Annotated in this window: 21 protein-coding genes; 7 read left to right on the top strand and 14 right to left on the bottom strand. The window is 59.3% G+C overall.

Annotated elements, in window-relative coordinates; translation table 11 throughout:
• Positions 1 to 3: 3 nt before the first annotated feature.
• From sufD to trhP, 5 genes are all read right to left on the bottom strand, one after another.
• Complete coding sequence (gene sufD / locus MSNKSG1_RS11200) at positions 4 to 1,302, bottom strand: Fe-S cluster assembly protein SufD (RefSeq protein ID WP_008939385.1); 1,299 nt, start codon at positions 1,300 to 1,302, stop codon at positions 4 to 6.
• Positions 1,303 to 1,314: 12 nt separating this feature from the next.
• On the bottom strand, positions 1,315 to 2,088 hold the full coding sequence (gene sufC / locus MSNKSG1_RS11195) for a Fe-S cluster assembly ATPase SufC (protein WP_008939384.1): 774 nt from the start codon (positions 2,086 to 2,088) through the stop codon (positions 1,315 to 1,317).
• Between the two features lie 120 nt (positions 2,089 to 2,208).
• Positions 2,209 to 3,657: a Fe-S cluster assembly protein SufB gene (gene sufB / locus MSNKSG1_RS11190; protein WP_008939383.1), complete on the bottom strand. Its 1,449-nt coding sequence runs from the start codon at positions 3,655 to 3,657 to the stop codon at positions 2,209 to 2,211.
• 318 nt (positions 3,658 to 3,975) lie between these two features.
• Positions 3,976 to 4,431 carry a hypothetical protein gene (locus MSNKSG1_RS11185; protein ID WP_008939382.1) on the bottom strand — a complete coding sequence of 152 codons (456 nt, stop codon included), beginning with the start codon at positions 4,429 to 4,431 and terminating at the stop codon, positions 3,976 to 3,978.
• A 101-nt stretch (positions 4,432 to 4,532) separates the two neighbouring features.
• Positions 4,533 to 5,840 (bottom strand): prephenate-dependent tRNA uridine(34) hydroxylase TrhP, encoded by a 1,308-nt coding sequence (gene trhP, locus MSNKSG1_RS11180; RefSeq protein WP_008939381.1) that lies wholly within the window; start codon positions 5,838 to 5,840, stop codon positions 4,533 to 4,535.
• Between the two features lie 184 nt (positions 5,841 to 6,024).
• Between trhP and MSNKSG1_RS11175 the strand changes: the two genes are divergently transcribed.
• Positions 6,025 to 6,381 (top strand): helix-turn-helix transcriptional regulator, encoded by a 357-nt coding sequence (locus MSNKSG1_RS11175; RefSeq protein WP_008939380.1) that lies wholly within the window; start codon positions 6,025 to 6,027, stop codon positions 6,379 to 6,381.
• On the opposite strand, the gene fabB is transcribed toward MSNKSG1_RS11175, so the two are convergent.
• Both fabB and fabA read right to left on the bottom strand, forming a co-directional pair.
• The gene (gene fabB / locus MSNKSG1_RS11170) at positions 6,368 to 7,579 is read right to left on the bottom strand and encodes a beta-ketoacyl-ACP synthase I (RefSeq protein WP_008939379.1); all 1,212 of its coding nucleotides are present in this window, start codon (positions 7,577 to 7,579) and stop codon (positions 6,368 to 6,370) included. The genes MSNKSG1_RS11175 and fabB overlap by 14 nt on opposite strands.
• A gap of 11 nt (positions 7,580 to 7,590) precedes the next feature.
• Positions 7,591 to 8,100 (bottom strand): bifunctional 3-hydroxydecanoyl-ACP dehydratase/trans-2-decenoyl-ACP isomerase, encoded by a 510-nt coding sequence (fabA, locus tag MSNKSG1_RS11165; RefSeq protein WP_008939378.1) that lies wholly within the window; start codon positions 8,098 to 8,100, stop codon positions 7,591 to 7,593.
• A 251-nt stretch (positions 8,101 to 8,351) separates the two neighbouring features.
• Between fabA and MSNKSG1_RS11160 the strand changes: the two genes are divergently transcribed.
• Positions 8,352 to 8,876 carry an SRPBCC family protein gene (locus tag MSNKSG1_RS11160; protein WP_008939377.1) on the top strand — a complete coding sequence of 175 codons (525 nt, stop codon included), beginning with the start codon at positions 8,352 to 8,354 and terminating at the stop codon, positions 8,874 to 8,876.
• 18 nt (positions 8,877 to 8,894) lie between these two features.
• Here the strand turns inward: MSNKSG1_RS11160 and MSNKSG1_RS11155 are convergent, their stop codons facing one another.
• Entirely contained in the window at positions 8,895 to 10,079 is a 1,185-nt protein-coding gene (locus MSNKSG1_RS11155; protein ID WP_008939376.1) for an NnrS family protein, read from the bottom strand.
• Between the two features lie 125 nt (positions 10,080 to 10,204).
• Between MSNKSG1_RS11155 and MSNKSG1_RS11150 the strand changes: the two genes are divergently transcribed.
• On the top strand, positions 10,205 to 10,582 hold the full coding sequence (locus tag MSNKSG1_RS11150; RefSeq protein WP_008939375.1) for a SirB2 family protein: 378 nt from the start codon (positions 10,205 to 10,207) through the stop codon (positions 10,580 to 10,582).
• Here MSNKSG1_RS11150 and MSNKSG1_RS11145 read toward each other — a convergent pair.
• Positions 10,529 to 11,911, bottom strand: a complete 1,383-nt coding sequence (locus MSNKSG1_RS11145) for an MFS transporter (protein ID WP_008939374.1) — start codon at positions 11,909 to 11,911, stop codon at positions 10,529 to 10,531. The genes MSNKSG1_RS11150 and MSNKSG1_RS11145 overlap by 54 nt on opposite strands.
• A gap of 280 nt (positions 11,912 to 12,191) precedes the next feature.
• On the opposite strand from MSNKSG1_RS11145, the gene MSNKSG1_RS11140 reads away from it, so the two are divergent.
• Together MSNKSG1_RS11140 and MSNKSG1_RS11135 are read left to right on the top strand one after the other, a co-directional pair.
• Complete coding sequence (locus MSNKSG1_RS11140) at positions 12,192 to 12,653, top strand: universal stress protein (RefSeq protein ID WP_008939373.1); 462 nt, start codon at positions 12,192 to 12,194, stop codon at positions 12,651 to 12,653.
• A gap of 41 nt (positions 12,654 to 12,694) precedes the next feature.
• Entirely contained in the window at positions 12,695 to 14,200 is a 1,506-nt protein-coding gene (locus MSNKSG1_RS11135) for an MFS transporter (RefSeq protein ID WP_008939372.1), read from the top strand.
• 77 nt (positions 14,201 to 14,277) lie between these two features.
• Here MSNKSG1_RS11135 and MSNKSG1_RS11130 read toward each other — a convergent pair whose 3' ends face one another.
• The 4 genes from MSNKSG1_RS11130 to MSNKSG1_RS11115 form a co-directional block, all read right to left on the bottom strand.
• Positions 14,278 to 14,868: an SGNH/GDSL hydrolase family protein gene (locus MSNKSG1_RS11130; RefSeq protein WP_008939371.1), complete on the bottom strand. Its 591-nt coding sequence runs from the start codon at positions 14,866 to 14,868 to the stop codon at positions 14,278 to 14,280.
• Between the two features lie 90 nt (positions 14,869 to 14,958).
• Positions 14,959 to 16,590, bottom strand: a complete 1,632-nt coding sequence (locus MSNKSG1_RS11125) for an MFS transporter (RefSeq protein ID WP_008939370.1) — start codon at positions 16,588 to 16,590, stop codon at positions 14,959 to 14,961.
• Positions 16,591 to 16,845: 255 nt separating this feature from the next.
• Positions 16,846 to 17,991 carry an NnrS family protein gene (locus tag MSNKSG1_RS11120; protein WP_008939369.1) on the bottom strand — a complete coding sequence of 382 codons (1,146 nt, stop codon included), beginning with the start codon at positions 17,989 to 17,991 and terminating at the stop codon, positions 16,846 to 16,848.
• A 6-nt stretch (positions 17,992 to 17,997) separates the two neighbouring features.
• Positions 17,998 to 18,438, bottom strand: a complete 441-nt coding sequence (locus tag MSNKSG1_RS11115; RefSeq protein ID WP_008939368.1) for a MarR family winged helix-turn-helix transcriptional regulator — start codon at positions 18,436 to 18,438, stop codon at positions 17,998 to 18,000.
• A gap of 74 nt (positions 18,439 to 18,512) precedes the next feature.
• Between MSNKSG1_RS11115 and MSNKSG1_RS11110 the strand changes: the two genes are divergently transcribed.
• Positions 18,513 to 19,076, top strand: a complete 564-nt coding sequence (locus MSNKSG1_RS11110) for a Yip1 family protein (protein ID WP_040886861.1) — start codon at positions 18,513 to 18,515, stop codon at positions 19,074 to 19,076.
• On the opposite strand, the gene trhA is transcribed toward MSNKSG1_RS11110, so the two are convergent.
• Complete coding sequence (gene trhA / locus MSNKSG1_RS11105) at positions 19,077 to 19,742, bottom strand: PAQR family membrane homeostasis protein TrhA (protein ID WP_008939366.1); 666 nt, start codon at positions 19,740 to 19,742, stop codon at positions 19,077 to 19,079.
• Positions 19,743 to 19,929: 187 nt separating this feature from the next.
• On the opposite strand from trhA, the gene wrbA reads away from it, so the two are divergent.
• Positions 19,930 to 20,529, top strand: coding sequence for an NAD(P)H:quinone oxidoreductase (wrbA, locus tag MSNKSG1_RS11100; RefSeq protein ID WP_008939365.1), 600 nt, complete (start codon positions 19,930 to 19,932; stop codon positions 20,527 to 20,529).
• Positions 20,530 to 20,583 lie beyond the last annotated feature (54 nt).

Genomic DNA, 20,583 nt, shown 5'->3' with positions numbered 1-20,583 from the left:
CGGTTACGCCTCCAGGAATGTCTGTTCAAAAAAGTGGTTCAGGCGACCCTGGACCGTTTCCCGGACCGCTTCAACCGGGATCTGCTCAACCAGCTCGTTAATAAAGGCCATGGTAAGCAGAACATTGGCCTCGCGCCGTCCGATACCCCGTGACACCAGGTAGAACAGGGAAATTTCATCCAGCTGGCCGATGGTGGCGCCGTGGGCGCATTTCACGTCGTCCGCGTAAATCTCCAGGACGGGCTTGGTATCGATTTCTGCTCCGTTGGACAACAGCAGGTTCTTGTTGTTCATATCCGCGCTGGATTTCTGGGCATCCTGATGGATATGAATTCGCCCGCTGAATATCGCGTGGGACTGATCCGCAGCGATGTTCCGGTAGGTTTCCTCGCTGTTGCAGTGGGGCGCCACATGCTCAATGCTTGTGTGGTTGTCGTAGTGCTGCTTGTCACGGGTGACGACGACACCATTGAGCTTGCATTCCGCCCCTTCGCCTTCCAGGCGCACCCGCAGGTCGTGGCGGCGCAGTGGTCCGCCGAAACCGACGCTATGGCTCTCGAATCGTGAGCTGCGCTGCTGAAGGACGCCGGTTGCACCGATATGCTGGACATTGTCGCCTTCCATGTTGAGGCGAATGCTGGTGACATTGGCGCCTTCTCCGACCATAACCTCGGTGACGGTATTCACCATGGCGGGCTCACTGCCACTGGAAATATATTCTTCGATCAGGGTGATCTGGCTGTTGGCCCCGGCGTCCACAAAAATCCGGGGGTAGGCCGAGCCACTGGCATCGGCACTGGTCTCGTGAATGATGAACAGGGGCTGGTCCAGAACCGCGCCAGGCTTGAGGCGAATCAGAAGGCCGTCTTCAAACCGGGCGGAATTCAGGCGCGCCATCTGCACGGCCCCGTTTTCCTCGGACCCGCCGAGGGTGTCGTCCAGCTTCTGGGCCAGCTCGGAGGCTTCGTTGTCATCCAGGTCGCCAAAGCTTTGGATGCGAATCCCGCTCAGGTCCGGGTACTCGCTGGCTTCCGGCATCATCACGCCGTTCAGGAATGCCACCTTGTAGCCGGGTACCGCGAGGCTGCTGCCGGTTTTGCCCTCGGCCGGCAACGAAATAGCCATGTCGTCAGTCAGCTTCAGGTGCTTGCTGGAATACTTCCAGTTTTCCGTTTTCCGCGTCGGCAGCGGCATGTCGACCAGCGCGGTTCCGCGCTGTTTGCGCAGGGCCGCGAGTGGCTCCGGTAGCAACTGTCCGGCGGGGTGGAGGAACGCCATGGAAAGGGTTGGTGCTGGTTTCATTCCGCGACCTCCTTAGTTGGCAGCGTTGTCGGCAGTTTCTTCATCCTTGATGCCGAGCCAGCCGTACCCTTTCTCTTCCAGTTCCAGGGCCAGTTCACGACCTCCGGACTTGATGATCCTGCCACCGGCCAGAACATGAACATAATCCGGCACGATGTGATTGAGCAGCCGCTGGTAGTGGGTCACCATCAGGATCGCACGGTCCTGGGAACGCAGCGCATTGACGCCGTCCGCGACGACTTTCAGTGCGTCGATATCGAGACCGGAGTCGGTTTCGTCGAGGATCGCGAGCTTGGGCTGCAGCAGCAGCGCCTGCATGATTTCGTTGCGCTTCTTCTCGCCGCCGGAAAAGCCTTCATTCACGCCGCGCTTGAGGAAGGCGGGATCCAGGTCAACCTGTCTGGAGACATCCTTCGCCAGCTTCATGAACTCGGCGGCGTTCATTTCTTCCTCGCCGTGATGCTTGCGCATGGAATTTACGGCAGTCCGCAGGAACTGTAGGTTGCTGACGCCGGGAATCTCGACCGGGTACTGGAACGCCAGGAAAATGCCTTCACGGGCGCGTTCCTCGGTTTCCAGTTCCAGGAGGTTTTCGCCATTCATGACGACTTCGCCGTCCGTGACCTCAAATGCCTCATTGCCTGCCAGCACCTGCGACAGGGTGCTCTTGCCGGACCCGTTCGGCCCCATGATGGCGTGAACTTCCCCGGCTTTGATCTCCAGGTTGATGCCCTTGAGGATTTCTTTGCCCTCAACGGATGCGTGCAGGTTCTTGATGCTCAGCATTTGTAGCGTCTCTCTCATTTAACCGTCTGAATTCTGTTGCCCGCCCCTCACTCGGGGTAGTCAGCCATCGGGCAGGCCCTGCCCGACGGCTTCCGCAATACTTTTGTGCTTGCCGTCCTGTTAGCCGACGGACCCTTCGAGGCTCACTTCGAGCAGCTTGCCGGCTTCTACGGCAAACTCCATGGGCAGCTCCTTGAACACCTCTTTGCAGAAGCCGTTCACGATCATGGATACGGCCTGCTCCGGGTCGATGCCGCGCTGGCGGCAGAGGAACATCTGCTCGTCGCTGACCTTCGAGGTGGTTGCCTCGTGTTCGACAATGGCGGATTTGTTCTTGCTCTCGATGTACGGGAAGGTGTGGGCGCCACAGCGGTCGCCGATCAGCAACGAGTCGCACTGGGTGAAGTTGCGCGCTCCTTCCGCTCCGGGGCCAAATTTCACCAGACCCCGATAGGCGTTGGAGCTTTTACCCGCAGAAATACCCTTGGAGATGATGGTGCTCCGGGTGTTCTTGCCAAGGTGAATCATCTTGGTGCCGGTGTCGGCTTGCTGGTAGTTATGGGTGAGTGCTACTGAATAGAACTCGCCCACACTGTTGTCGCCCCGAAGAATGCAGCTTGGGTACTTCCAGGTAACCGCGGAACCGGTTTCCACCTGGGTCCAGGAAATCTTGGAGTTCTTGCCGATGCAGGCGCCACGCTTGGTCACGAAGTTGTAGATGCCGCCTTTACCCTCTTCGTCACCCGGATACCAGTTCTGGACCGTGGAGTATTTGATCTGGGCATCGTCCAGTGCCACCAGTTCAACCACCGCTGCGTGAAGCTGGTTCTCATCACGCATGGGCGCGGTGCAGCCCTCCAGGTAGCTGACGTAACTGCCTTCATCGGCAATGATCAGCGTGCGCTCGAACTGGCCGGTATTGGCGGCGTTGATCCGGAAATAGGTGGACAGCTCCATCGGGCAACGTACGCCTTTGGGTACGTAGACGAAGGTGCCATCGGAGAAAACGGCGGAGTTCAGCCCGGCGAAGAAGTTGTCGCCGTGGGGGACCACGGAACCCAGGTATTTCTGCACCAGTTCCGGGTAATCCCGGATGGCTTCCGAAATGGAGCAGAAGATCACGCCGGCTTTTGCCAGTGGTTCCTTGAAGGTGGTGGCTACTGACACCGAGTCGAAGACGGCATCGACGGCGACGCCGGCGAGCTTTTCCCGTTCGTGCAGGGGGATGCCCAGCTTTTCATAGGTTTTCAGCAGTTCCGGATCCACTTCGTCCAGGCTCTGGGGCATGTCTTCCTTCCGCTTGGGTGCGGAATAGTAGGAAATCGAGTTGTAGTCGATTTTCGGGTAGCCCACGTGAGCCCAGTCCGGCTCATCCATCTCGAGCCAGCGACGGTAGGCTTTCAGGCGCCACTCCAGCATCCACTCCGGTTCTTTCTTGATCCCGGACAGGCGGGCGATAACGTCTTCATTAAGGCCGGGCTCGAACGTATCGGATTCAATGTTGGTAACGAATCCGTGCTCGTATTCCCGTTTGATCAGCTCGTTCACCTCTTGGTCGGTGGTCGCCATGATCGTCGCTCCGTAATTCTCTCATCTCGGGCTTTTGGCCCTTGGTGTCACCATCGGCCCAGTGCCGGGCCGGTGGTCTGATCATCAGTTCACAGGGTGTTGCGGTGGTCGTTCAAACGATGAGTACGCCCCGCAATCGATTTTTGGATGACGGAGGCCGGACACCTGATGGTAAGCGGGCCGGATTCCGTTACTTCTGGCGAGCGATTATACAATACCAGAGTAAAATAGTCAGGTATTAAATCGAGCGTACGGAGATTATACCTTAATCAGCCTGCACGGCACTAAGGCTGCGGTTATTACGACCTTCATGCGGGCTCAGTCCGGGGCGGTGAGAGGCTGGTAGAGATCGTCCAGTTCGGTGGAGTAGCTGATGCCGACCAGCTTCCAGCCATTCCGGTGCGGCTGATAGAAGGTGAAGGTCCAGGCGATGGCGGCGGCTTCGAACTTTTCGAGCCAGATTTCCCGGGTGAAGTCTTCGGCGATCACGTCCGTACGTACCCGTGATACGGCAATGGGCTCGCCAACCTTGTCAGTCACCCGCTTGAAGTAGGCGACGGCATTCCGGGCGGACTCTTCGTAGGGGGAAGCCTCAACGCCGAGTACCGGTTTGAGGCGCTCGTAGGCTCCCGCAATGTCACCCGATCTGGCGGCCGACATGAAGGCCTGGGTCTTCTCGCTGATCGCCATTCGGTCCGGAAGACTGTCGGCACATACCGTGAGGCTTAGCAGTGAGGCTGTCAGTCCTGCGAGGATGGTGGTGTAACGTCCCACGAGTCGGCTCCAGATTGGGTCACCCGGGCAGCGTAGCGACACGGCCTGGTCCAATCGTTGCGGTAACTCTCATTACCGATACTCGCCAAACCGACAAGGCATTATTCCAGTACCCGCGTCAGGTAACTGTTCGCCAGCGACGCAGGAAGGTTTTCCGGCCGGGGTATGCGAACTACATGGCCGCTGCCCGGGGCGTGGGTCATGGTGGTTCCGTGGCGGTTCTCCATCCGGTCTGCAGAAAACCGGAGATTACCGGCCGGTGTAATCAGTTCCAGGGTGTCACCGGGCGCAAACCGGTTCTTTACGTCCACGGTGAGCCACCGGTCGTCACTGTCTGCAATCGTGCCAACCACCTGCTGGGAGCCCAGGTAAGAAGAGCCCTGCTCGTAGCTCTGATATTCCTGTGGCAGATGACGACGAAGAAAACCCTCGGTGTAACCGCGATTGGAGAGCGCTTCCAGCTGATCCATCAGGCTCATGTCGAAGGCCAGTCCACGCATGGCATCGTCGATGGCACGCCGATAAATCTGGGTGGTGCGGGCCACGTAGTAGGTGCTCTTGGTGCGGCCTTCGATTTTCAGCGAATGCACGCCCATTTTGACCAGTTCCGCCACGTGTTGAACGGCACGGAGGTCTTTCGAGTTCATGATGTAGGTGCCGTGTTCGTCCTCGTAGGCAGGGATAAAACCACCGGGGCGATTGGGTTCTTCCAGGAGGATTTCCCTGGGTTCAACCTCCTGCACCGCATCGGCAGAAGTAGCGATCAGGTCGCCCGTCTGGTCGTGGCCGTGCTGCACTTCCTTGTAGTTCCAGCGGCAGGCGTTGGTGCAGGCGCCCTGGTTGGCGTCCCGGTGGTTCATGTAGCCGGACAGCAGGCAGCGCCCGGAGTAGGCCATGCACAGGGCTCCGTGAACGAAGACTTCCAGTTCCATCTGCGGCACCCGCTCCCGGATTTCCCGGATTTCATCCAGGGCCAGTTCCCGGGACAGGATGACCCGGCTCAGGCCCTGGCGGCGCCAGAACTCCACGGTGGCCCAGTTAACGGCGTTCGCCTGGACCGAAAGGTGCACAGGCTGATCCGGCCAACGCTCCCGAACCTGCATGATCAGACCGGGGTCGGACATGATAAGCGCATCAGGGCCCAGCTCAATGATCGGCTCCAGATCCCGGAGATAGGTCCGGACCTTGCTGTTGTGCGGCGCAATGTTGGACACGAGGTAAAACTGCTTGCCGAGCTCGTGGGCCCGCTCGATACCGGCACCCAGCGCTGCAACATCCTTGAAACTGTTGTTTCGTACTCTCAGCGAATAGCGGGGTTGGCCCGCGTAGACCGCGTCAGCACCATAGGCAAAGGCGGTTTCCAGATGATCTGGTGTACCCGCCGGGGCAAGCAGTTCCGGGGTGGTCATTGAATGCTCCGGGATAAATCTCGCAGGATGGTTCGGGATGGTGTTCGAAAAGGCTGGTAGTGTGGACGGATGAGGACGATCTGGCGTTGATCTCGCTCAAAGGTCTTATTGATTATTTTCGGCTAACATATGTACGCTGATTTTTCTGGCACACACGGTCGGACTCAAACTAAGGAGGAACCCCATGCCATCTGATCCCCTGAGGCCGGAGGTTATTCGAGTGTCTCTCAGTAGCCGGGTCAGTTCACTGATTGTGTCCCAGCTGGCGCGAGGCAGGGTAGGTGTCGAGGCGGTGGCGTCGCAGCTGCACATGAGCCGATACACGCTTCACAAGAAACTGAAGCGTGAAGGGCTGACCTTCGCGAGCCTGCTGGAAGACGTACGCCGTAAGCAGGCGCTGACCTATATGCAGGACAAAACCAAGCCGCTGGTGGAAATCGCCGAGCAGCTTGGTTTTTCGGAATTGAGTGCTTTCAGCCGGGCGTTCAAGCGCTGGATGGGCACCTCCCCGGCTGAATACCGCTCCGTCAGACTTTCCTGAAAATCAGGGTGGCGTTGGTGCCGCCAAATCCGAAGCTGTTGCTCATGACCAGGTCCAGGTTCTGGTTGTCCATCCGCTCGCGGACGATCGGGTAACCTTCGGCTCCTTCGTCCAGGTTCTCGATGTTCGCAGACGGAGCGATGAACCCTTCCCGCTGCATAATCAGGCTGTAAATGGCCTCATGCACACCAGCGGCACCCAGGGCGTGGCCGCACAGGGGCTTGGTGGAGCTAACCGGTGGGATGCGGTCGCCGAAGGTGTCCCTGAGCGCTTTCAGTTCCGTGATATCACCGGCCGGCGTACTGGTGCCGTGGCTGTTGACGTAACTGATCTCGCCATCGACCTGCTTCATGGCCTGCTTCATGCAACGCACCGCGCCCTCGCCACTGGGCGCAACCATGTCGGCTCCGTCCGAGGTGGCGCCGAACCCGACAATCTCCGCGAGGATATTGGCACCACGGGCTTCGGCGTGCTCCAGTGCTTCCAGGGTCAGGACGCCGCCACCCCCGGAAATCACAAAACCATCCCGATTGGCGTCATAGGTCCGCGAAGCCACTTCCGGTGTGTCGTTGTACTTGGTGGACAACGCACCCATGGCGTCGAACAGCAGGCTCAGACTCCAGTGGATGTCCTCACCGCCGCCGGCGAACATGATGTCCTGGCGCCCCAGGGCGATCAGATCCGCGGCGTGGCCGATCGCATGAGCACTGGTAGCGCAGGCTGATGTGATGCCGTAATTCACCCCGCGAATACCGAACGCGGTCGCCAGCGAGGCGTTGATAGCACTGCCCATGGTCCGGGGAACCCGATAGGGGCCGACCCGCCGGATTCCTTTATCCCGGTGGGTATCGATCGAATCCAGCAGCTCGACGGTTGATGCGCCACCCTGGCCGAAGATCAGGCCGGTGGTGTCCGCGCGGATATCGTCGTCGGTCAGGCCGGACTGTTCGATTGCCTCTTTCATGGCCAGGTAGGTGTAGCCGGAGGCCGGGCACATGAAACGCCAGATCTTGCGGTCAATGAGCTCCGGAAGGTTCAGGTCGATCTGGCCGCAGACGTGGCTGCGCAGGCCATTGTCCTTCGCCTCCTGGCTGAACCCGATACCCGATATGGACTCTTTCAGCGACCGGGTTACTTCCTTCTGGTTGGTCCCCAGGCTGGAGACAATCCCCATTCCGGTAATCACAACGCGACGCATGCAGCTAACTCCTAAAAGTCATCGGTAGAGTTGAACATACCAACCCGGAGGTCTTTGGCGGTATAGATCTCCCGGCCATCCACCTCCATGCTTCCATCGGCAATCGCCATGGTCAGCTTGCGCCGGATCACGCGCTTGAGATCCAGGCGGTAGGTTACCTTCTTGGCAGTGGGCAGTACCTGGCCGGTAAATTTCACCTCGCCGGAACCGAGCGCACGCCCCTTGCCTTCACCGCCACCCCAGGCCAGGAAGAAACCGACCAGTTGCCACATGGCATCGAGCCCCAGACAGCCGGGCATGACGGGATCATCAACAAAGTGGACCTTGAAGAACCAGAGGTCCGGGTTGATGTCCAGTTCGGCCACGATGCTGCCCTTGCCATACAGGCCATCGTCGTCGGCGATGTGGGTGACGCGGTCGAACATCAGCATCTGGTCAATAGGCAGGCGCATGTTGCCGGGAAACAGCTTGCCATGGCCGCACTTGATCAAGTCTTCTTTGTCAAAATGATCAGGGTTCATAGTGCCAGTATCTCTGTTACAAAATGGTTTACTGATACTTTAGCGCTAAATCCTGAAGTCGCTATTGACCTTTAGTGGATGATTGCCGCCCGGGCCTCTTTGCCCGAAGTACGTCTACCGGCTTTCCGTTGTGCAATTAATCGTCATCAAGGATCGCCCCCGGGCGGACTGTTATCGTCATGGACAGGCTGAAGTCCGGGCCCGGTATTGATGGCCAATGCCGGGCCCGGCCAACGATAGCGGAGGTCATTATGGAAACGGATCACACGTCAATTTGCGGCCAACTGAGGATGGCAAGCGGCCGTGTGGAGGTTCGGATGGAGCGGCTGATCGAGCACGATGCCCGGCGAGTCTGGAAAATGCTGACCGATTCGGTGTGTCTGTCGCAGTGGCTGGCGCCCGGGGTTGTCGATCCCCGCGAGGGGGGCAGGGTACAGCTCGATTTCGGCAACAGTGGCATGCCAATCGACTGTCGCATCCGGACCTTTGAGCCGGAACGGTTGCTGTCTTATTCCTGGAGTTCCGGAGATCACCCGGAACGCCCGTTGACCTGGGAGCTTGAACCCTGCGGGCAAGACGCCAACCAGACCCGGCTCCGCCTGACGTTGTCGCTGCCGGATGATGATCTGGTCTCGATTTCCTGCGCCGGTTGGGATGCGCATCTTGAAATGCTGCTGGCCGCGCTGGAGGGGATCAGTATCCATTTTCCGGCTGATCGCTTCCGCACGGCCCGCAAGGTCTTTGCCGGCCTTTACGAGAGGGAGCGGGCGGCCTGAGTGACCGCCCCTTCCGATTCACCCCTCGCGGCCATCCGGGCGGGGAGCCGAGAGGATACCTGCGTAACGAACCAGGAAGATCCCGTAGGCGAGAATCCACAACAGGGCACTGACTGCGATCCCGTGTTGCCAGGGAATGGCCGAAAAGGCCGTCAGGACACGAAGCACTGCTGCAACCTGACTGGCCACGAAGGCGGTGACCAGGCCCCGGGGAAGCGACAGCGGTCGCCCTGTGTGGCCGAGTGAAACACGCGCGATGACCGCGAGTACCAGGCATCCCACCGCGCCGGCTCCGGCCGCGTGGCTCCACGCGGTGGCGGGCCAGCCGGCCAGCGAGCTGCCTGCCAGCAACAACAAGGATACCGGGACCCAGAGAATGGACAGGTGCAGGCTCCAGAGCAAGGGTTCGCGGCGCACCAGCCAGCCCTTCCAGCCGATCAGGCGGACGGCCATCAGGACGGCGGCGGTCAAGGCCAGCACCCCGGTTACCCGGGACCAGCCGCTTACCATGGCAGCCAACAGCAGGATCATGGTGATGACGCTCGCCATGTCCAGAGCGGGGACCACCCGGATGCCGGAGGCATCATGTCCGCGCTGGCGCAACCAGGCGCCGGAAAAGGCCGGGGTGATGCGACCGCCAATGATGCCGATCAGTGCCATGGCCATGATCAGCGCGCCGTGGCTGTAGACCATGTCTAGGCGCAGCAGGAACCCGATCTGCATAAGCCACAGCAGTCCGAGGACCACCAGAATCATCAGTTGCCGGCGTTGGCGGGCTTTCCAGATGCGCCAGCCAGCATCCAGGCCCACCAGGGGCAGGAACGCCAGGTTAACACCCAGCACGAGCCAGTCGGGCAGACCTGCCCCGAAAGCCAGAAGCAGGCGGCCGGCAAGCCAGACGCCCCAAAGGCCCGCCAGTCGGAGACCGTGCATTCGGGTGGTCTGGGTCCAGACGCACACGGCGGTCAACAGAAAACCGGCAATTGCTGCGGAAAGGAACCCGAACAGCATCTCATGCTGATGCCAGATCAAGCCCGGCAAGGCGAGGGGCAGAGTGATCGTGCCGGTGACCGTCAGCACCCAGAGGGGGATCACCGTGACCGACAGAACCGCCATGGACAGAAAAAATACGCGGAAGGGGTAACTGAAAATCTGCCGAATCCGTGCAGGCTCGGCAGTCCGGGTTGATGGAATGGCCTGCATGCTGACTCCCGAATAAAGATGAATATAATATATATGTTAAACCGTTTTGTTACGCCGGAACATACCCATTACCGGGTAATAGTGCGTACAATCCGATCAACTGATTGATTTATTGAGGAAATGCCATGAGTGCCTATCCGATTCTCAAGGCCATTCACGTCAGCGCGGCCTACATCACGGTCGTCCTGTTCACCTTGCGCCTGCTGCTCGACGCGGTCGGTCGGCCCGGCTGGCGGCAGACACCCATGCGCTGGATTCCCCACGTCAACGATACGGTGCTACTGACGGCCGCCATCGGACTGGTGATCGTCACTCCCTGGATGCCTTTTGTGCACGGGTGGCTGACCGCCAAGATCTTTCTGTTGCTCGGTTACATCGGCGCGGGTGTTTTTGCCCTCAAGACCTCCGCGCCGTTCCGCGTGCGAGCCATTGCCGCCGTTCTGGCATTCCTACAGGTTGGCGCCATCTTTCATCTGGCCATGACCAAACCGGTGTTCGGCTGAGACCGCTGGCGGGCTGCGGTGTTTTAACGGATAGAACAGGTGTGGGGTGGCCAGTTCCGGGAGATCGGTCCGCTCCTCGTTGGCGGCCCACTCCACCCGCTCGGCGGTTCGAATGGCGTAATGCATCCAGATCAGCGCCGCGGTGACGATCACGAACATCAGCATGAAGCAGCTTTGCCAGACCCCGGTCAGGTCGTTCAGGACGCCAAACGCCAGCGGAAGAATAAAGCCCCCGAGCCCGCCAATCATACCGACGACACCGCCAACGGCGCCCACGTGCAGAGGGTAGTAAACCGGTATGTGCTTGTAGACCGCAGCCTTGCCCAGTGACATGAAGAATCCCAGCGTGAAGATCAATACCACAAACATGGGCAGGTTCATGGCCAGGGTGAACTGGATGTCACCATCGATGCCATGCACCCGGTAGTCGGTTGGCGGGTAGCTCAGCAGGAACGTGCAGGCCACGGCGGCCAGAAACGTTCCGTACATGACCTTGCGGGCGCCGTACCGGTCGGATAGCCAGCCTCCGAGAATCCGGAACAGCGATGCGGGAATCGTGTACAGGGCGGCGATCATGCCGGCCGTTTTGATGTCGAGTCCGTAGACCCCGATGAGGAAATGCGGCAACCAGAGCGCCAGTGCCACGAAAGCCCCGAACACGAAAAAGTAGTACAGGGCAAAACGCCAGACACGAAGTTCTTTCAGCGGCTCCATCTGCTCCATGAACGATTTGCTGCGTTCGCTTTTACGTTCTTCGGACAGGGGATCCGGCCTGGCCAGGGCGATGAATACGACCCCCATGATCGCCAGAACCGTGGCGTAGATCTGCGCAGTCGATTCCCAGCCAAACGCCACCAGCAGGAACGGTGCACCGAAATTGGTGACCGCCGACCCGACGTTGCCCGCCCCGAAAATGCCGAGCGCCGTACCCTGGCGCTTTGGCTCGAACCACGCTGCGGTGTAGGCCACCCCGACAATGAACGAGCCTCCGGCGAGCCCGACACCCAGGGCACCGATCAGAAGCATCGCGTAGGTGCTCGCGAAGGTGAGCAGGTATACGCATCCCGCCGTTGTCAGCATCAGAATCCCGAACACCCAGCGACCGCCATATCGGTCTGTCCAGATCCCCAGGAAAAGCCGACTGATCGACCCGGTGAGGATCGGTGTTGCCATCAACAGCCCGAGCTGGGTATCGGAGAGTGACAGGTCTTCGGCGATACGGATGCCGATGATGGAGAAAATGGTCCAGACCGCGAAGCACAGGGTGAACGCGAACGTCGACAGACCGAGGGCACGGTACTGCTGGGATTTTGAAAGTGCGCGGGTCATTGCAGAGCTCCTGTTCTGCTTTTTTTCCTGTTTTCACACTATCAAAAAGCGGTGGTTTTCCCTTGGGGGCATTGGAGGTACCTCCAGCTGGGAAGGGGGTGGTAGCCCGTTTCTGGCGATTCACTGCCCGAGGGATAGGTGGTCTCTTTCTCTGGTGGGGTAGGCGGCCCCGGCGTTGATGTTTGTCAATTATCGGGGTCACAGGGGTGTGGGCTAATGGCTGACAGATATCAATAGCAGCCCCGGTTTTCCGGGGCGGACTCTGTTTTTGGAGAAACCCATGAAAATCATGATCGCCTATGACGGTTCGCGGAACGCCAGGCTGGCCCTGGCGCAGACGCTGACCATGTTCCGGGACCTTCGACCCCGAATCACCCTTGTTGCCGTTGCCGAAAACCCCCGGGACATTACCGCGGGCAATGAAGACCTCTTTCAGCAGGAAGTCTCCGAACTCAACGGCTCTCTTGCCGAAGCGGTGGAGGTGTGCCAGCAGGAAGACATATCTGCCGAGCCCCTGTTGCTGGAGGGCGATGCCCGAAAAATGCTGCTCTTTGCCGCAGAGAAAAAAATCCGTCCGGACATGCTGGTTATCGCACGCCACAGTCACGAACCGGATGGCGGTTTTATCGCCCGCTCCCTGACCCATTTCGTGGATGAACTGGATTACATGACCTTTGGCAGCGTGAGTTCCTTTCTCGCCCGCCGGATCCAGTGCCCGCTCCTGATTCTCCCTAGCCGATAAACGGCACCCGGATTTTGCTTGCCTGGCCCAAGGAGGCTGACATGAAAGTCGCAGATGTTTTCCACTTCAAGAATGCCGAGATCAAGGCCCTGCACCTGACCTGGATCGCGTTCTTTATTACCTTCTATGTCTGGTTCAACATGGCACCGCTGGCGTCCAGCATGCTCAAAAGCGTGGACTGGCTGACCGCGGACGATCTCAAGTTGTTCGCTATCTGTAACGTGGCGTTGACGATACCCGCACGGATTGTCGTCGGCATGGCCCTGGATCGTTTCGGACCGCGCCGTGTGTTTTCCCTGTTGATGATTCTGATGTCGATTCCGGCACTGGTGTTTGCCTTCGGCAACACCATGACTCAGCTGCTCGTAAGCCGGCTGGTGCTCAGCTCCATTGGTGCCAGCTTCGTGGTTGGAATCCATATGACTGCACTCTGGTTCCGGCCAAGGGACATCGGCTTTGCCGAGGGCTTTTACGCCGGCTGGGGCAACTTCGGCTCTGCCGCTGCCGCCATTACCCTGCCGACCATCGCACTGCAGCTCTACGGAGGCGAGGACGGATGGCGCTGGGCAATTGCCCAGAGCGCGATCGTCATGGCCGCCTATGGTATCTACTACTGGTTTGCGATCACCGATGGCCCTGCCGGCACCGTTCACCGCAAGCCCCGCAAGGCGGTTGCACTGGAAGTCAGCTCCTGGGCAGACATGATCAAACTGATCCTCTGGACCATCCCGCTGGTAGGTGTGCTCGCCATTCTCGTCTGGCGCATACAGAACATGGGATACCTGGGCTTCACCGGCGCTCTGGTCGCCTACGGGGCCATCTTCCTCGTGGTGTGCTACCAGATCATCCAGATTCTTCGGGTTAACGTGCCCATCCTGAAGCAGGGCGTGCCGGAGGACGACAAATACCCGTTCAACAGTGTTGCCGCGCTGAACAGCACCTACTTTGCCAATTTCGGCGCGGAGCTGGCAGTGGTGTCCATGTTGCCGATGTTCTTCGAGGAGACCTGGAGCCTGAGTGCCACTGCAGCCGGGCTGATTGCGGCGTCCTTCGCCTTTGTGAACCTGATTGCCCGGCCCATGGGCGGACTGGTTTCCGATCGCATGGGTAACCGGCGCTTCGTGATGCTCAGCTACATGTTCGGAATCGCCGTCGGGTTCGGCCTGATGGGCCTGCTCGATTCCAACTGGCCGCTGATCGTCGCCGTCGGCATTACCGTCTTCACCTCCTTCTTCGTGCAGGGGGCAGAAGGGGCCACGTTCGGCATCATTCCCTCTATCAAGCGCCGGCTCACCGGACAGATTTCCGGTATGGCGGGGGCCTACGGCAATGTCGGCGCGGTGGTGTACCTGACCATCCTCACCTTCGTGACCCCCACGCAATTCTTCCAGATCATAGCGGCCGGTGCCTTCATCAGCTGGGTCCTCTGCATGATGTGGCTGAAAGAGCCGGAGTCCGGATTTGCGGATGAGTACCAGGTGTCCTCAGTGGATCTTCAGATCGAGGAGGAAGAGCGCCGACGGCAGGCCGCAGCGGCGTCCAGCTGAGCATTGACGCCGAAGAAAAAGCCCGCAGGTGGAAACGCCTGCGGGCTTTTTTGTACGGAGATGATCGTGCTCGTGAATTATTGAGCGAGCAGTTGCAGGATATTCTGGCCAGCACGCTGGTGAACCACGGTTGTCGGATGCACACCGTCAAAGAAGACAAAGCCTTCGCAATCCGGCAATGCGCCACTGTCGGTGCAGGCATCCTCGGTATTGGTATACCCAAGGACGTCGGCATCCTCAATCTGGTTCGACAGGAAGTCAGCCAGATCCCACTCGGCAATGTCGAGGTCCGCAGCCGTTTCAACCCGGGCAATCGCCGCAGCCAGCTCCTCGTTGAATTGCGCCGCAAGGCGAGAAGAATACTTGTAGAACTTGCTGGCCCGTTTGGCTTCCTGATGGTCATCCGCTGAAGCGCTCAGGTAACCGGTCAGCTGATCTGTTGCCGGTGCCAGTGCAATATCCGGGGCGTTACCAACCACGATATGGCGGGCGCCCGCCAGTACCAGCTTGGTCAACTGCAACTCGACAGACAGCACGGCATCGGTCACCCGTTGTTCGGCCGCTTTGCGGATGTCCTGGCGCGCTTTTCCCGAGTCCTCTGGTACGGAGGTGGCCAGGATCTTCTGGGCATCGAACAGGTCGACGGGTATTTCTGTGGCGGTGGGCACAAACGCAAGGAATGGTGCCGGCGGGATATTCTAAGGGCACAAAAAAACCGGTTTCGTTGCCGAAACCGGTTGCAGGAAAAAGAGCAGGAATCAGGGGTTTTTGATGTAGGCGTTCTTGCGCAGGTAGAACCACCAGTTCACGAACAGGCAGGCCGCGTAGAAGACGGCAAAACCGTACATGGCCAGTTCCGGTGTTCCTGCCTGGATCTGCTCGCCCATCACCCTTGGTGCGATAAAGGCACCATAGGCGGCCACGGCGGAGGTCCACCCCAGCACCGGACCTTTCTGCTGCTGATTGAAGATGAAGCCGATGCTGCGGAAGGTGGAGCCGTTGCCGATACCGCTGGCGGCGAACATCACAATGAACAGGATCAGAAACAGCGGGAAGTAGGTGTTCGGATCGGTAGAGTTGTAGGCCAACATCATCACATAGCCGGTTGCCACTGAGGCGACCACCATGATCACGGAGATGATCTGGGTCACGATGGAGCCGCCCATTCGGTCAGAAATCCAGCCGCCGACGGGGCGTATCAGTGCGCCTACAAAGGGACCCATCCAGGCCCAGGTGAGGGCGCTGGGCGCATCCGGATTAACAACGCGGACCAGAGTCCCGTCTGCGCCTGCCTGCATCATGTTGCCGAAAATAACGCTGATGGACAGCGGCAGCGCTGCCGAGAAACCGATGAAGGATCCGAATGTCAGGATGTAGAGGATGGTCATGGACCAGGTGTGCTTGTTGTTGAAAATCGCAAACTGGTTCCGGATGTTGGGTTTGATATCGCCCGGGATGAGTCGAAGAAGGACAACGGTCAGAACGATGGTCAGCGGTAGCGCCACCCACATGTTCAGCAGGCCCAGTGCCCAGACACCCACGACAGACGTAAGCATGCCCACACCATAGAGGCCCAGAATCTTGCCGAACGCGGAAAGCGGGCTGCCGGGATTGGGGGTCACGACTTTCAGGTTGTTCATTCCGTACCAGCCGGCGAAGGCCAGTGGGATCAGAAAGACCAGCCAGATGAAGCCAGCATTCTGGATCCAGGTGTCAGTGCCCGCTTCAATCCTGCCGATCAAGGTACCGCTGGGGCTTTGCAATTGCATGGGATCCCCGGCGAGTGCACCGAACAGGCCGACGGTCATCACCAGCGGAATCAGCACCTGCATGGTGGTGACGCCGAAATTGCCGAGGCCCGCATTCATGCCCAGCCCATAGCCCTGTTTGCTCTTGGGGTAGAAGGCACTGATGTTGCTCATGGAGCAGGCGAAGTTACCGCCACCGATGCCGGAGAGCAGCGCCAGTGCCTGGAAAACAATAAAGGGTGTTCCCGGATTCATCAGCGCTATGCCGGTTCCAAGGGCGGGAATCATCAACAGCGCCGTGGTGAGGAACACAGTATTCCGTCCACCGGCAATCTTGATCATGAACGACGCGGGAATCCGGAGTGTCGCGCCGGAAAGCCCGGCGATGGCACTCAGGGTAAAGAGTTGGTCCACCGAGAAGGGAAAGCCCAGGTTTTTCATCTGGGTGGTGATCATTCCCCACATCAGCCAAACGGCAAAGCCGATCAGCAGGCTGGGAATGGAAATCCAGAGGTTTCGGGTGGCAACCCGTTTGCCCTCCCGTTCCCAGAAGTCCTCGTTCTCGACATCCCAGTGTTCGATGTCTGCGTTGGTCTTGTCTTTGACGCCCAGGGGACCGGCGTCTGCGGCGGTTCTGGCCATGATGTCTGCTCCTTGGTTTGCGAATCCGCTGCCACGGTGCTCGTGGCTTTTGGTCGTTGCAGACATTGTGCAAACCGGAGGGGCCGGCCCCACTTGAGAAAAATCAAGGAATTCAGGTCGGGCATTTATCCCCCATGACCAGCGCCGGAGAAGGACTAAAAATGGCCTTTAAAGTTCTTTTAAAACAGCAGGATGCAGGTGGGATATTTCCAAGGTGGTAGGCCGTGAGGCTGCTGGCGCAGTGGAGGTAGCCACTCATTTCCGGCGCAAATGGGCCGGTCGGATGAGGCAAACGGTCTGGATGGCAACACCTGCGAAGGCGACCGACCAGAGCATCGCTGACGACCAGAGCAGGGGTGGGGCATTGAACGGCTGGGAACCAGCGAGAAAACGGCAAACCGCCGCACCACCGATCAGGCCGGCAATCCCCAGCACCTGCCAGGGTGGGGGCGGTCTTCGATGGGCCCTCTGCCAGGTCAGGCGAAGCATGACCCCCGTCGACAGGGTGCCCAGGCCGCCAATGGTAATCAGGTGCAAGGCCGGGACAGGTGCCTTGCCCATCGCCAATGCCGCCCCCAGACAGCCGCTTCCGACCGCCAGCCAGCTATAGCCGAGGCCGAGCATCAGCAGGTCTGGTCGCTCCGGGCACCGCCACAAGCGCCATCGGGCCAGCCGAATGATAATCAGTGCCGCGGAGGCCATCAGGCAGGCTGCCACCAGTTCTGGAAGAACATCGCCCAGACTGAGCAGGACGGCTACGGACAGGAGCACCAGGAGCGAACCTTCGATCCGTGGTTGGACTCGGGCCGTCAACGCAATCCCTTTTTTCTCCAGGGTTCCGGCAACGGCGGGCGCGATAATCCTGCCTCCCATGAAGGTCATCAGCAGGAGCAGCCCCAGGACACCGGCCTGCATCAACTGGTGGGTATCGGGCCCCCGGTGATTGACCACGGTATTGCTGCCTGTGAGCCAGAAACCGATGGGTAGCAGGCACAGCAACAGGATCAATGGGCCGGCTATCCGATTGCGCCATTTCTTGGCCGCGCTGAAGCGAGGGACGGCGTAGCGCGCAAGAAACAGCGCGAAAGCGGGGCTCAGAATCTGGGCAACAGGACTTGCCGGTGCAATCAGCCAGGCTGATCGGGCAAGCAGCCATACACCGCCAAGAAACAGGAGGACGGAAGCGGGTTGTGGGCCGAGGGTGTACCCGGCAATCACCGCGAGCGCGAATCCGAAAATCATTTCGTGACCGTGGCCCGCGCCGATCAGGCCAGGTGCCCATCCCTGTCCGGCTAAAGGTCCGAGCAAGGCCAGCGGGACCGCCAATGCCGCCCAGGTCGCGGCAGCGGGGAAGAAAAACCAGAAGGCAAAGATGGGCCGACGCGCGGATGATCCTGTCATGGCTGTCTAGCTATCCTCGCCGGTCGGCCATCCGGGCAATCGGAACTCATCCTGAAGGTAGGCCAGTTCCGGCTGATGTTCACGGGCAATCGTTTCGGTCAATTCCGCGCCCCGGGGCAGAAGGTGCACTTCGATGCGCCGGCCGTCCGTAGCAGAGGGGCGGCGCTCAACAAGCTCTGCCTCGACGCACCGGTCGATCAGCGCCACGGTCCCATGGTGTTTGGCCTGTAGCTTGTCCGACAGCTCGCTGACTGTTGCCCACTCTCGCTGCTCGAATCCCTTTAAATGAAGCAGCAACTGATACTGGAGTGCCGTCAGCCCGTGTTTTCGGCAGATGTTTTCACTGTGGCGCAGAAAAACGCGAAGCCGGTGGCGAAAGTGGGAGAGGCGTTCGAAGTCTGCCTTGGTCAGGTCGGTGTCCTGATGGTCGTGTGTGTCTGGTGCCATGTCGTGAGCTTGACCGTGAGTGGTTAAGAGGCTACATAATATAAAATATCATAACGTGATATAAAAGGTGAGCTATGACAATCATGCAGATGCTTCGGTTGCCCTTTTCCGGGGACGGTGCCTGGGCCGAATTGCAGCGAATGGACCTGTCCATCCCCTTTCTGGCCTGGGTGGTGGTTGTGCCCATGTCCTTTCTCCCGCCGGTCCTGCTCTATTACGCGGGGACGCACTACGGCGACAGCTTCCTGACGGGCTTTGGCGACAAGGAATGGCGCTTCATCACCACGATTCTGTTCCTTGCGGAATTGTTGACGTTCTTTGTCATGGGCTGGTTGATCCACGCCGTCCTCGAAGCACACAAGATGTCCGTGGAATACCGGGACGCCTATACGCTTGCCGCAATTGCTCCGTTGCCGCTGTGGCTGGCGTCCCTGGCCCTGCTGGTGCCGGTTCTGGCGGTCAGTGTGGTCGCGGTTTTTGCCGGGATGTTTCTTTCGTGTGCGTTGGTGTACCAGGGGGTTCGCTCTCTGGGCCGGCGATCGGCCCATGATGTCGAGGCCATGTCGGCGACTTACACGGTTATGGCCGCTTCCCTGCTGGCGTGGGGCATCCTGATGGCAATGGTCTGGGCGTTCTGATCAGGTCACGTGCGGCAGTACGCCGTAGTAGATGGCGCTGAAGTGGCAGGCACTTCCTCCGATCACGAACAGGTGCCAGATCGCGTGCATGTAAGGAATGCGGTCGGCGAGGTAAAAGGCGACGCCGGCGGTATACACGATGCCTCCGGCAATCGTCAGGGTGAGGGCGGTTTCGCTGAGGTTGGCCACCAGGTCGGAGGAGGCAAAGGTGATCAGCCAGCCCATGGCGATATAGATGCCTACCCGGGCCAACTTGTAGCGGTTTTTGAAGATCACTTTCAGAACCACCCCGGTCAGGGCCAGCGACCAGATGATGGCGAACAGGGTCCAGCCTACCGTTCCCCGCATGTTGACCAGAAGGAACGGCGTGTAGGTGCCTGCAATCAGCAGGAAGATGGCGCAGTGATCCAGGGTCTTGAAAACGCGCTTGAGTTCCGGTCGGCGAGCCCCGTGGTAGAGCGCGGATGCCAGGTAAAGCAAAATCAGTGAGGCACCGAAAATGCTGAAACTGACAATCTTCCAGACATCCCCGGAATGGCTGGCTGCGACAATCAATGCCACCGTACCGATCACACTGAGCAGGGCGCCGATGCCATGGGTAGCGCTATTGAGCCATTCCTCGACGCGGTAATGGATCGATTCGACGGTGGGGGTGGTTCGGGTCATTGAAGCGGTTTCCATATTATCCATAGGTCTAAGGTACTTCAGCGTACACGTGTACGCAATGGCGCAGGATGAACATCTTGTGATGACGATCAGAAAATCTGATGAACCCGGCGGAAATCTTCCGGTTTCATGGCTCGTCGGCGATCGTTACCCTTCTGGTAAATCGTGAACACAGGAGGTTGTCGCAATGGCGAAAGTGCTCGTTTTGTATCACTCCATGTACGGTCACATTGAAACCATGGCAAAAACGGTCGCGGAGGGCGCATCCAGCGTCGATGGGACCGAGGTCGTGATCAAGCGTGTGCCCGAAACCATGTCCGACGAGGCGTTCCGCAATGCCGGAGGCAAGACAGATCAGGCCGCTCCGGTAGCGTCGCCTCAGGAACTGGCCGACTATGACGCGATCATCTTCGGTACGCCGACCCGCTTTGGCAACATGTCCGGTCAGATGCGTAATTTTCTGGATCAGACCGGCGGACTCTGGGGCGAAGGAAAGCTGCACGGCAAGGTGGCGAGCGTCTTTACGTCCACCGGTACCGGTGGTGGCCAGGAACATACCATTAGCTCGTTCTGGACCACGCTGGCACACCACGGCATGGTCCTGGTTCCGCTCGGCTATGGTATTCCGGAGTTTTTCGACATTTCCGAAGTCAGCGGGGGCACGCCGTACGGTGCCTCAACCATTGCTGGCGGCGACGGCTCGCGTCAGCCCAACGGGAAAGAGTTGACGATAGCGCGCTTCCAGGGCAAACACGTTGCAAGCATCGCCTCGAAATTGCACAACTGAAGGATGTCAGGAAAGCGTTGAGCATTTTTTGGGGGGGCTGTCTATGGCTCCCCC

This window comes from Marinobacter santoriniensis NKSG1, assembly GCF_000347775.1.
In the GTDB taxonomy this organism is placed as follows: Bacteria; Pseudomonadota; Gammaproteobacteria; order Pseudomonadales; family Oleiphilaceae; genus Marinobacter; species Marinobacter santoriniensis.
This window is presented reverse-complemented; position numbering and strand designations above follow the sequence as displayed.

Bases quoted from the DNA above. Each gene is read 5' to 3' on its own strand.
- sufD (WP_008939385.1), bottom strand. From the start codon at position 1,302: ATGAAACCAGCACCAACCCTTTCCATGGCGTTCCTCCACCCCGCCGGA.
- sufC (WP_008939384.1), bottom strand. From the start codon at position 2,088: ATGCTGAGCATCAAGAACCTGCACGCATCCGTTGAGGGCAAAGAAATC.
- sufB (WP_008939383.1), bottom strand. From the start codon at position 3,657: ATGGCGACCACCGACCAAGAGGTGAACGAGCTGATCAAACGGGAATAC.
- trhP (WP_008939381.1), bottom strand. From the start codon at position 5,840: ATGACCACCCCGGAACTGCTTGCCCCGGCGGGTACACCAGATCATCTG.
- MSNKSG1_RS11175 (WP_008939380.1), top strand. From the start codon at position 6,025: ATGCCATCTGATCCCCTGAGGCCGGAGGTTATTCGAGTGTCTCTCAGT.
- fabB (WP_008939379.1), bottom strand. From the start codon at position 7,579: ATGCGTCGCGTTGTGATTACCGGAATGGGGATTGTCTCCAGCCTGGGG.
- fabA (WP_008939378.1), bottom strand. From the start codon at position 8,100: ATGAACCCTGATCATTTTGACAAAGAAGACTTGATCAAGTGCGGCCAT.
- MSNKSG1_RS11160 (WP_008939377.1), top strand. From the start codon at position 8,352: ATGGAAACGGATCACACGTCAATTTGCGGCCAACTGAGGATGGCAAGC.
- MSNKSG1_RS11155 (WP_008939376.1), bottom strand. From the start codon at position 10,079: ATGCAGGCCATTCCATCAACCCGGACTGCCGAGCCTGCACGGATTCGG.
- MSNKSG1_RS11150 (WP_008939375.1), top strand. From the start codon at position 10,205: ATGAGTGCCTATCCGATTCTCAAGGCCATTCACGTCAGCGCGGCCTAC.
- MSNKSG1_RS11145 (WP_008939374.1), bottom strand. From the start codon at position 11,911: ATGACCCGCGCACTTTCAAAATCCCAGCAGTACCGTGCCCTCGGTCTG.
- MSNKSG1_RS11140 (WP_008939373.1), top strand. From the start codon at position 12,192: ATGAAAATCATGATCGCCTATGACGGTTCGCGGAACGCCAGGCTGGCC.
- MSNKSG1_RS11135 (WP_008939372.1), top strand. From the start codon at position 12,695: ATGAAAGTCGCAGATGTTTTCCACTTCAAGAATGCCGAGATCAAGGCC.
- MSNKSG1_RS11125 (WP_008939370.1), bottom strand. From the start codon at position 16,590: ATGGCCAGAACCGCCGCAGACGCCGGTCCCCTGGGCGTCAAAGACAAG.
- MSNKSG1_RS11120 (WP_008939369.1), bottom strand. From the start codon at position 17,991: ATGACAGGATCATCCGCGCGTCGGCCCATCTTTGCCTTCTGGTTTTTC.
- MSNKSG1_RS11115 (WP_008939368.1), bottom strand. From the start codon at position 18,438: ATGGCACCAGACACACACGACCATCAGGACACCGACCTGACCAAGGCA.
- MSNKSG1_RS11110 (WP_040886861.1), top strand. From the start codon at position 18,513: ATGACAATCATGCAGATGCTTCGGTTGCCCTTTTCCGGGGACGGTGCC.
- trhA (WP_008939366.1), bottom strand. From the start codon at position 19,742: ATGACCCGAACCACCCCCACCGTCGAATCGATCCATTACCGCGTCGAG.
- wrbA (WP_008939365.1), top strand. From the start codon at position 19,930: ATGGCGAAAGTGCTCGTTTTGTATCACTCCATGTACGGTCACATTGAA.